10 protein-coding genes and 1 riboswitch are annotated in these 9,862 nt (G+C 44.4%); of the genes, 7 read left to right on the forward strand and 3 right to left on the reverse strand.

Annotated features, from left to right (window positions below; all coding sequences use genetic code 11):
* Positions 1–95: 95 nt before the first annotated feature.
* Positions 96–1,349, reverse strand: a complete 1,254-nt coding sequence (locus J2Z66_RS22620) for a methyl-accepting chemotaxis protein (RefSeq protein WP_312894714.1) — start codon at positions 1,347–1,349, stop codon at positions 96–98.
* A gap of 321 nt (positions 1,350–1,670) precedes the next feature.
* On the opposite strand from J2Z66_RS22620, the gene J2Z66_RS22625 reads away from it, so the two are divergent.
* Both J2Z66_RS22625 and J2Z66_RS22630 read left to right on the forward strand, forming a co-directional pair.
* Positions 1,671–2,039: an O-methyltransferase gene (locus tag J2Z66_RS22625; protein WP_209974619.1), complete on the forward strand. Its 369-nt coding sequence runs from the start codon at positions 1,671–1,673 to the stop codon at positions 2,037–2,039.
* 757 nt (positions 2,040–2,796) lie between these two features.
* Positions 2,797–2,995, forward strand: a riboswitch (cyclic di-AMP (ydaO/yuaA leader).
* A gap of 5 nt (positions 2,996–3,000) precedes the next feature.
* A complete protein-coding gene (locus J2Z66_RS22630; RefSeq protein ID WP_209974621.1) occupies positions 3,001–3,681 on the forward strand; it encodes a 3D domain-containing protein in 681 nt (226 codons plus the stop codon).
* Positions 3,682–3,758: 77 nt separating this feature from the next.
* Here the strand turns inward: J2Z66_RS22630 and J2Z66_RS22635 are convergent, their stop codons facing one another.
* Positions 3,759–3,986: an alpha/beta-type small acid-soluble spore protein gene (locus J2Z66_RS22635; RefSeq protein ID WP_209974623.1), complete on the reverse strand. Its 228-nt coding sequence runs from the start codon at positions 3,984–3,986 to the stop codon at positions 3,759–3,761.
* A gap of 163 nt (positions 3,987–4,149) precedes the next feature.
* Between J2Z66_RS22635 and J2Z66_RS22640 the strand changes: the two genes are divergently transcribed.
* From J2Z66_RS22640 to rnhA, 3 genes are all read left to right on the forward strand, one after another.
* Positions 4,150–4,644 carry a hypothetical protein gene (locus J2Z66_RS22640; protein ID WP_209974625.1) on the forward strand — a complete coding sequence of 165 codons (495 nt, stop codon included), beginning with the start codon at positions 4,150–4,152 and terminating at the stop codon, positions 4,642–4,644.
* 12 nt (positions 4,645–4,656) lie between these two features.
* Entirely contained in the window at positions 4,657–6,117 is a 1,461-nt protein-coding gene (gene cls, locus J2Z66_RS22645; RefSeq protein WP_209974627.1) for a cardiolipin synthase, read from the forward strand.
* 65 nt (positions 6,118–6,182) lie between these two features.
* A complete protein-coding gene (gene rnhA / locus J2Z66_RS22650; protein WP_209974629.1) occupies positions 6,183–6,830 on the forward strand; it encodes a ribonuclease H in 648 nt (215 codons plus the stop codon).
* Between the two features lie 69 nt (positions 6,831–6,899).
* Here rnhA and J2Z66_RS22655 read toward each other — a convergent pair whose 3' ends face one another.
* Entirely contained in the window at positions 6,900–7,313 is a 414-nt protein-coding gene (locus J2Z66_RS22655; RefSeq protein WP_209974631.1) for a DUF4395 domain-containing protein, read from the reverse strand.
* A 156-nt stretch (positions 7,314–7,469) separates the two neighbouring features.
* On the opposite strand from J2Z66_RS22655, the gene ilvD reads away from it, so the two are divergent.
* The gene (ilvD, locus tag J2Z66_RS22660) at positions 7,470–9,158 is read left to right on the forward strand and encodes a dihydroxy-acid dehydratase (protein ID WP_245375745.1); all 1,689 of its coding nucleotides are present in this window, start codon (positions 7,470–7,472) and stop codon (positions 9,156–9,158) included.
* Between the two features lie 220 nt (positions 9,159–9,378).
* Complete coding sequence (locus J2Z66_RS22665; protein ID WP_209974633.1) at positions 9,379–9,693, forward strand: hypothetical protein; 315 nt, start codon at positions 9,379–9,381, stop codon at positions 9,691–9,693.
* Positions 9,694–9,862: the final 169 nt, after the last annotated feature.

The following is a 9,862-nucleotide window of genomic DNA, read 5'->3' on the forward strand; positions in this document are numbered from 1 at the left end:
GGAGTTGAGGTGCTCACTTCCTCTAATGGTCCTTTTTTCCTATTAACAAATATATAATATAGCAATTATAAAATCTATTATGTATAAGGGGATGACTACAGCTTGAAAATTTGAATGGTCTGCTGCAGTTGAGTCACTATGCGGGTCATCTCTTCTGCCTGATCTACGATTGCCTGAACTGTGGAAATTTGCTCGTTCATGGATGCGGAAACTTCCTGTGTCCCTGCGGCTGACTGCTCTGTAATTGCAGAAATATTCTCCATGGAAGCTGTAATCTGCTGGGAGCTATCGAGCATGCGTGAGCTTTGATCAGCAAACACAGAAATTTCACCAGAGATGAAGCGCACGCTGTTAACAATCTCGGAGAAAACCTTCTCAGTCTGTTCGATCAATACAGTTTGCTTTTGTACAACATCTTCATTCACCTGAATGCTGCTAAGCGCCTGCTTAATGCCTTGCTCAATGCTTTTAACGAAGCCGAAAACTTCCCTCGTAAGCGAGGTTGATTCTTCTGCCAGCTTGCGCACCTCTTGGGCGACAACGGCAAAGCCTCTGCCATGCTCACCTGCTCTGGCCGCTTCAATCGAAGCGTTCAAGGATAGCAGATTCGTCTGCTCGGCGATTTCCGAGATGGAGCGGGTAACATTGGATATTCCGGCGGCCTGCTGGGCAAGCAAATCAATCGTTTCCGATACATGATTCGTTACTTCCACATTGCGCTTCATTCCAACGCTTTGGCTTTCGACGGAGATCTTTCCTTTCTCCACGAGCCCTAGCATTTGATCTGAGCGATCCTTCATTTCTTTGGCTGAACCCGCGTAAGAGCTAATGTTCGTTTGAATATCTCTGGCTGAGATGGAAACCCCGGAAATTTCTTCGGAAATTTGCCCGGCCCCTGCTGCAAGCTCATGTGCAGAAATGCTGACCTGCTCAAGCACGCCGCGGAAGTTCTCATTTTTAAAGTAAATATCTCTACTGGAGTTAAAGACCTGCTTAGTAATAGTGCCTGTTTCATGAAGAATTTCTCTCAGCTTGTCAATCATTTTGTTAAAGGACTGCCCAAGCTGGCCAAGCGTGTCGTCGGAAGTCACGGACACCTTTTGCGAGAAATCCCCTTTGGAAATATTCAGCGCAATTCTCGATAGATCGGCTACAGGTTCTGTAAGCGTTCTCTCAAACCATTTAATAAACGGGTAGCTGCCGGCAAGCAGCACAATTAAGAACAGGATGCCGACAAAGGTGTTTGGAACTAGCAGCAAAATTAGTACCATGATCGCACTTAGGCCAATAATACCATAGCAACCAAATTGCAGCTTTTTTCTAAAAGAGAACGAAGACAAATTGAACACATTTACCGACTCCTTCGGGAAAATTGTAAGATTATGCCGATTTCTTATAGCTATGGATGAAATTATAACATTCTCAGGGCAAAGTTACTATATTCTTATGAGAAAAAACTCATATAAATTTATTTGACTAGTACATTGGGCTTATTTTTTTTCTGTGTAAATCGACATGTTCTTCTTTTTGCCGCGCAAATAGAGGGTGAATGGAGTGAGAAAAAACGATAATAATGTAAAATTATGTTGAAATAGTGTTAAAGTCGCAGTATAATAGGACTACATCCTTAGATTTGCATAATATTCCAAATAATTGAAAGGAGGAATGTAATGATTCTGGAGCAGCTGCCATTGGCACGTCAGGTTGATATGGTTTTTCGGCAAATTAAAGAAGAATTGGCGCAACTCACTTCAGGAACGGTTTTTATCCAGATCCGCAATAACGGAATTGGAAAATTTGGAGTCAGACATCTACCGCTAGAGAGCAGGGGAGGAGAACTCCAAGGAAGCTTCAAAGGTTTAGTGGAATCCCAATACCAATCTTTCCGTCAAATGGCAATTGAGTCTCTTAAGTACAAAAGAAACTGGACACACGGGGAAATCATGCTTGATTTCACTTTGAAGCAGAACATGCTGCATGCAAGCGTTCAGTTTGAGAGTAATTACAATATGTCGAACATGCTTGCTAAGACGCCGTGAGGCTTCGAGGAGATTCGAAAAGTTTCACGAAGCTTCATAAAACTTTGTGAAGATTTGTTAAGCTACTTAAACGACTGAATGGTCGCGATTTCAACGTTACATGTTTTGATTTTAGGAGAAGAGCCTGGGCATTTAACATAATGCCCGGGTTTTTTAACTACTTTGTGAGGTATATGACAGTTTATATTGGTGGCAATTAGCGGCCTTTAGCGATGAAAAGTATCGTTAGCTGTAACCGAACTGGAGCAAACTATTTCTTTTATTTGTTTACCTGGGATAAGCTTCACTTAACGATGTTTTTCATCATTAAAGTAAGGTTGTGGACCCGAACTACTGTTTTTAGCGATGAAAAACATCGTTAAAGTAGCAGATCCATCTCAGCTGCGCGCGCTCTTCATTCCTAGTGCTGCGCCGCTAGGAAATCTCCTCCAATCGAGAGAAAAACCCTTGTTGGCTGTCCGTTTGAGCTTGGTGTTCGTGTGATTCGTGCGATTGTAGCTAAAGAGAGGGAATGGCTGTGGGTGGAAGAGCGGCAGCGTCCGCCTTTAAAGATTTGTTCCCACCTCTCATTTATACTATTCAAAGGAACAAATCTTTAACAGCGGCTGGAGCCCACAGCCATTCCCTCCCTCTATGCACCAACGTCACGAACACGCTCATCAAAGGACGCCGCAAGGCGTTTTCTTAAAGTTTATTTAAGGTGTCTACAAGAAATTGTAAGAAATTGTGGGTTTCCGTGGCTATTGGGAGTATGGTAGTCTTGTTTAAGCCGAAGCTTCTGTAATCGGAGCGCGGGGGATGATTTACCACGATTGGAACTTTCTGCATGAGCAATCGAGAGATTGCAGCAGTTAGCACTATTCGTTAGGGGTGAATCTCGGAGCCAATCCGAGTAGGGGCTATCCTTTGGTCCGAACCCGACAGCTAACCTCGTAGGCAAAATGTTCAAAGGAGAGAAAAAATGAAATTCAATTTTGTAAAACAGACATTGGCCGGGCTAGCTTTGAGCCTGACCGTTGCCGGATTTGCTGTACCTTCTTACGCTGCGCAGGCTTCAGGTACATATGTTACCGCGAAAGATGATACGTTCTGGAAGATCTCACAAAAGCTGCGCATTCCATTGGATGACCTGCTTCAGGCTAACACCAATATACATCCTCTAAATGTATATGAAGGTTTGACTATGGTCCTTCCCACTGCAGGTGTGCCAGTAGCACAGAAGCAGGCAGCAGACAAGGTTGCCGCTACAGAAGCACAGCCGGCGGCTGCTCAAGCAGTCAAGCAAAATTCGGTGAAAACAGCTTCCGGAGAGACATTGAGCTACAGCAAGATCATTCAGGCCGTTGCCACGGCTTACTCGGATGCACCCGAGGAGAATGGATACATTTGGGGCCCTGTGGACTATTTCGGGAACCCGCTTAAACTAGGTACTGTAGCTGTAGATCCCAAGATGATTCCTCTTGGAACGAAGCTTTATATTACTGGATATACATCAGACGGTCTTCCCAGCGGATTAGTTGCAACTGCGACTGATATTGGTGGCGCTATCCGTGAAAATCGTGTAGATATTTTTGTTCCGGGCCCTAAGGCCAACGCCATGAAGTTTGGTATACAAAATGTGCAAATTTATGTTCTGAAATAATAACATAACATGATCCCTCATATGCAAAAAAAGGTGGCCTGCTTAGGCCACCTTTTTGCGTAAGTATAGGAGAAGCATTATCTAGCGGATTTGCCAGCAAGTTGTTGCTCAGCAATTTGAACGAGGCGGCGAGTGATGTGACCACCGATTGCTCCTGTGTCACGAGTAGCCATGTATCCGTAGTAGCCGTCTTGCGGGATTTGAATACCCAATTCTTGAGCAACTTCGTATTTAAGCTGGTCAAGTGCTTGGTTAGCTTGTGGAACAACTAGTGAATTACTGCTGCGAGATTGTCCTGTACCCATCTGTTATCACCTCCAGTAATAGGTAGTATAATCGAAAATTGAAAAACTACTCGTTCAATAAATTGGTAAATTTCGCCACGAATTTTTAGCGCCTTGCGACAAAATAAGGTCGGCTCTGGTATAATGACTTAGATACTGAAACAAGCTTAATTTGGAGGGATATATGTTTCAACTTGATTTGGATCATTGGTCGTTTGACAAGGACTTGCAGATCATCCATGCAGATGTTAGATTAAGCATTTCCGATATGATCATTGTAGAGGAACCCCTCTGTATAGATGTGGGTCTTCCGGCTTTGCTGGCCAGCGCTTTCCAGGATCATGTGCCTGACCGTTGGGCTGCTGCTGAGGAGTGGAGCAGGATGCCTTTTTTTGTATGCGGCTGTGGAGACCCGGATTGCCGCGCGTTCTCATTTGTTATCAAACATTTGAATGATAGGCAGCTTGAATTTACCTGGGTTGAGGAGAGACAGGGAAGCGCTTATAAGGAGATGGAATCGTTTAAGTTGGATGCGGATCTTTATCGTGAGAAAGCACTATCGCTTGGAAAAGAATTTTTACAATTTGTAGCAGTGCTCGACTACAGACCTTATATGAATGAGACGGTACGTATCGTAAAAGAGCTGGTGCAGCGCTTGGAGCATGCAAAACAACTATGAGGAGTATGGCAGATGCAATTTTGGAGCTGGTCTATCTGGGATTTGCTTTATTCATGGCTGCCTTTGATTAATTTATTGTTCGCGATACCGATTATTTTTCTCGAAAGGCGCAACATTGGGGTTACCTGGGCGTGGTTAATTCTGCTCCTGCTGCTTCCAGTTGTCGGCTTCCTTCTATATATCATCCTCGGGCAAAATTTAGCGCGTCAAAAGGTCTATAAGATTAAGCCTAAGACGCAGCGGTATGTGCGGGAAATGATTATCGGTCAAGCAGGCAAATTCAAGAGGGGCAGCATCAAGTTCCGTGATGCTAACGTTCAGAAGCACCAATCTTTGGTGTACATGAACCTCGTGAGCAGCTATTCTCTACTGACGCAAAATAATGATGTAGACATCTTTACGGACGGGAAGAAGAAGTTCGATGCTTTGCTTGAATCCATTACTGAAGCCGTGGACCATATTCATATGCTTTATTATAAAATAGGCAATGATAAGCTGGGTAAGCTCGTTCTCTCAGCCTTGACGCAAAAAGCGAAGGAGGGCGTAACGGTACGTATCTCTTACGATGCTATAGGCTCACAAGGTGTATCCAAGGCTTTATTTCAAGAGCTGCAGGCTGCAGGAGGGAAGGTTTATCCTTTTTTTCCTTCGAAAATCCCCTTCTTAAATCTTAGAGTCAACTACCGGAACCACCGGAAAATTGTGATTATAGACGGTGCCGTAGGCTTCATCGGCGGTTTCAACATTGGTGATGAATACTTGGGCGAGGACCCGGTGATTGGCTTGTGGAGGGATACACATCTCAAAATCAAAGGGGATGCTGTGCATCGGCTGCAAATGCAGTTTATTTTGGATTGGTCGCTGGCTTCCGGAGAGTTTATTCCGTTTGATCCGCCATTTTTTCCGGAGATCGACAGTGATGGGATGACTTCCATGCAAATTGTCGCGAGCGGACCTGATTCTGATAAAATGCAAATAAGAGATGGCTATGTGAAGATGATTTTCGAGGCCAATACTAGTGTGTTTATTCAGACGCCTTATTTTATACCTGATGATAGCATTCTTAATGCGTTGAAAATTGCTGCTGCATCAGGAATAGATGTACGAATTATGATTCCCCGCAAAGCAGACCATGCACTCGTGCAGCTGGCTACCTATTCCTATATTGGCGAGCTTCTTCGGGCGGGTGTGAAATGCTATTTGTATGAAAAGGGCTTTCTTCACGCCAAAACCATTATGATTGACGCAGAGGTAGCATCTGTGGGAACCGCTAATTTGGATTACCGCAGCCTTATGCTTAATTTTGAAATCAATGCTTTCTTGTATGATCCGAATGAAGCGGCTGAGCTCGAAGCTATTTTCGAAAAGGATATGGAATCTTCCACACAGCTGACATGGGAAGGCTATCAGAGGAGATCCATTTTTCTTCGTTTGTCGGAATCGATGGCCAGGTTATTCTCGCCTATTTTATAGACCTATTTTATGGACATGTAAATTAAATTCTACCGTAAATCTTACTTATCGAACGAGGTGTTCAAGTGGCGCAAAGCAAATTTTATGTGGTCTGGGTAGGCCATCAATCGGGTATCTATCAATCTTGGGCTGAATGCCAGGCACAAACCAAGGGTTACACGCAGGCGAAATTCAAATCTTATGAATCTGAAGCAGAGGCGAAAGAGGCTCTTGCCAGAGGGTGGCAGAAATCACTCAATTTTTCAGGGAAAAACGGCAAGCCGGCTGCTGCCAAAAGTGGTGGTTCGAGTTCGGAAAACAATGCCGAGATTAATTACGATAGTATTTCTGTAGATGTAGGCTGCTCCGGAAATCCTGGCATTGTGGAGTATAAGGGCGTGGACACCAAGAGCGGCGAGATCCTCTTTTATCAAGGGCCTATTGCCAAAGGGACGAATAATCTGGGGGAATTTCTGGCGATTGTACATGCGCTTGCATATTTGAAGAAGCAGAGCAGCAACAAGACGATTTATTCAGACTCCATGACGGCGCTAAGCTGGATCCGCAAGAAGGAGGTAGCTACCAATCTGGTTAGGGATGCCTCAACGGAAGAAATCTGGACGCTCGTAGATCGTGCATTGAAATGGCTGAAAAGCAACTCCTACACGAATGCTATTGTGAAATGGGACACGCGCAAGTGGGGAGAAATCAAGGCTGATTTCGGCCGCAAATAGCCCCTAAATAGGCCCCAAATAGGCCACAAATAGATGTTGGCTGACGGTCAAAGGAGAGCTGAGAGCTGATCAGCGTGTGCGGGCGCGCAATCTTTTGTATTGGTAATATAAGGTGCAGCCGATGCAATATCCACAGATTGCTACAAATGCTGCAATGGCTACCATTCCAGCGAAAATATACCCGGCAACTTGGAAATTCAGCAAGAAAGAAATCGTGGAAATGATTAGCAGTGTAACGGCAATCGAATTATTAAAGCGCTGAAGCTCCGCTGCTTCTTTCTGGGATGTGGCGATTAGGCTGCCAAGGAAAGGTTTGGCCATGCTAACGAATAAATTTCCTTTCACTCCGGCAATAAGACCAACGACTTCAACCAGTCCTACAAGCATAATGATCCATGGCTGCTGGAGTACGACTGCAAGTGCAATGAAGAGCACCATGGCTGCTTGATTGCTTCTAACATAAGGAATAGGGATTTCTTTCATGCCATTCACTCTCCTTAAGTACATTTTATACCCGTATCATAGCATAGGAAGCGACGAAAAAAGAGAGATTTCGCGAAAAATGTGGTATTATAGATGAAATGTCCATTTATCAATGGTAAAATAAAAAATAGATGAGCTTCTATGGGAGGAACTAAAATGGCAAAGCCAAAAAAAATGCGCAGTGACATGATTACTAAAGGATTCGACCGTGCTCCGCATCGGAGTCTGCTGCGTGCAGCAGGTGTTAAAGAAGAGGATTTCGGCAAACCCTTTATTGCAGTATGTAATTCATATATAGACATTATTCCGGGTCATGTGCATCTTCAAGAGTTCGGCAAGCTGGTAAAGGAAGCTATTCGCGAGGCTGGTGGCGTTCCTTTTGAATTCAATACTATTGGTGTAGATGATGGAATCGCTATGGGGCATATTGGAATGAGATATTCACTTCCGAGCCGCGAGATTATCGCGGATTCCCTGGAGACTGTAGTTAACGCTCACTGGTTTGATGGACTTATTTGTATTCCTAACTGTGACAAAATTACACCAGGGATGATTATGGGCTTGCTGCGTGTCAACATTCCGACGATTATGGTAAGCGGCGGACCGATGAAGGCTGGTAAAGACAAGAATGGTAAATCTATTTCCCTGTCTTCCGTTTTCGAGGGCGTAGGCGCATTTCAAGCTGGTAAAATTGATGAAGCAGACCTGGACGAGCTGGAGCAGTACGGATGTCCGACTTGCGGATCGTGTTCGGGTATGTTCACAGCGAATTCAATGAACTGTCTGGCTGAAGGACTAGGACTTGCTTTGCCGGGTAACGGTACAATTCTGGCAATTTCAGATGATCGTAAAGAGTTTGTAAAAGAATCAGCAAGACAATTAATGAAAATTATCGAGCTGGATATCAAGCCTAGAGACATCGTAACTATTGAAGCTATCGACAATGCTTTTGCATTGGATATGGCTATGGGTGGTTCTACGAACACTGTACTTCATACTTTGGCTATCGCTCATGAAGCTGGATTCGAATACCCGATCTCCAGAATTAACGAAGTAGCAGAGCGCGTTCCCCATCTTGCTAAGGTTGCTCCAGCGTCCGATTATCATATCGAAGATGTGCATCTGGCCGGAGGCGTCAGCGCAATTATTAACGAGGTTCTTAAGAAGCCGGGAGCTATGGATGGAAGCCGGATTACGGTTACTGGCAAGACGCTTCGCGAGAATGTGGAAGGCTGCGAAATTAAGAACACGGACGTTATTCATACTTTGGACAACCCACATAGCGAACGTGGTGGTCTGGCTGTATTGTTCGGCAACCTGGCCCCTGATGGCAGCATCATTAAAGTTGGAGCGGTGGACAAATCAGTTGGAGGCCGTCATGTAGGCCCTGCGATTTGCTTCGAATCCCAGGATGAAGCGCTCAGCGGTATTGCCAATGGCAAGGTAAAAGAAGGTCACGTGGTCGTTATTCGTTATGAAGGACCTAAGGGCGGACCGGGAATGCCGGAAATGCTGGCTCCAACCTCACAAATTGTGGGCATGGGCTTGGGTGCGAAGGTCGGCCTGATCACAGACGGACGTTTCTCTGGCGCATCGCGCGGCATCAGCATCGGCCATATTTCCCCTGAAGCAGCGGAAGGCGGTCCGATTGCTTTCGTAGAAGATGGCGATATCATCGATCTGGATTTGGTCAATCGCAAGATTGAGCTGCAAATCAGCGACGAAGAGATGGAGAGACGCCGCGCTAACTGGAAAGGATTCGAGCCAAAGATCAAAACCGGTTATCTGGCCAGATACTCCAAGCTTGTTACATCAGCCAGCACTGGCGGTATTATGAAAATATAATTGAATATGCTGCCCTCACGTTTTTCAGTGGGGGTGTTTTTTCTTTTCATTTAAATTTTAACTAACTTTTTTAGTCTGGTTATGGAAACCTTTGTTAAATCATAAACGTAGGTATGATATACTGATTTCAAATGCGCTTGTTTTATAGTGCTTGTTTTATAGAAATTATTTCTATAGTACTTATTTTTATAACACATATTTGTTAGGAGGAGGTTTAGCTGTGAGTACATCAAAAATTTTGAAATGGGTCACTGGTGGATTGGAGGCTTTTCTAGGTATTCCGATATTGGGTGGATTCGTTGTCCTTGCGTTCAGTTATGTACCGCTGGTCATTATGCTCGCCCTACATATTATTACACTGATTGTTTCAAACAAAGAGAGAACCAATAAACTCCCAAGTATTGTGGGTATCATCACATCGTGCTTGGCATGGATTCCTTTTTTAGGTATGGTATTGCACATTATATCCGCAATATTCTTAGTCATTGATGCATTGGGAAAAGATCGTGAAAGCACAAATAGACCCTGGAGCTAATGCTCCGGGGTTTGTTTGTTCTAGCAGCCCACCTCCCACCCAAGTGAGCAGGTGCTTCACTTTAACGATGTTTTTTTATTTAGTATATAGAGTGGACCACTTGAAAGGAGTATGGGAAAATAGGCATAACCAAAATAAGAGGTGACCACGGATGAAGGAACAAAGAAAG

The organism is Paenibacillus eucommiae (genome assembly GCF_017874215.1).
Taxonomy (GTDB): domain Bacteria; phylum Bacillota; class Bacilli; order Paenibacillales; family NBRC-103111; genus Paenibacillus_AI; species Paenibacillus_AI eucommiae.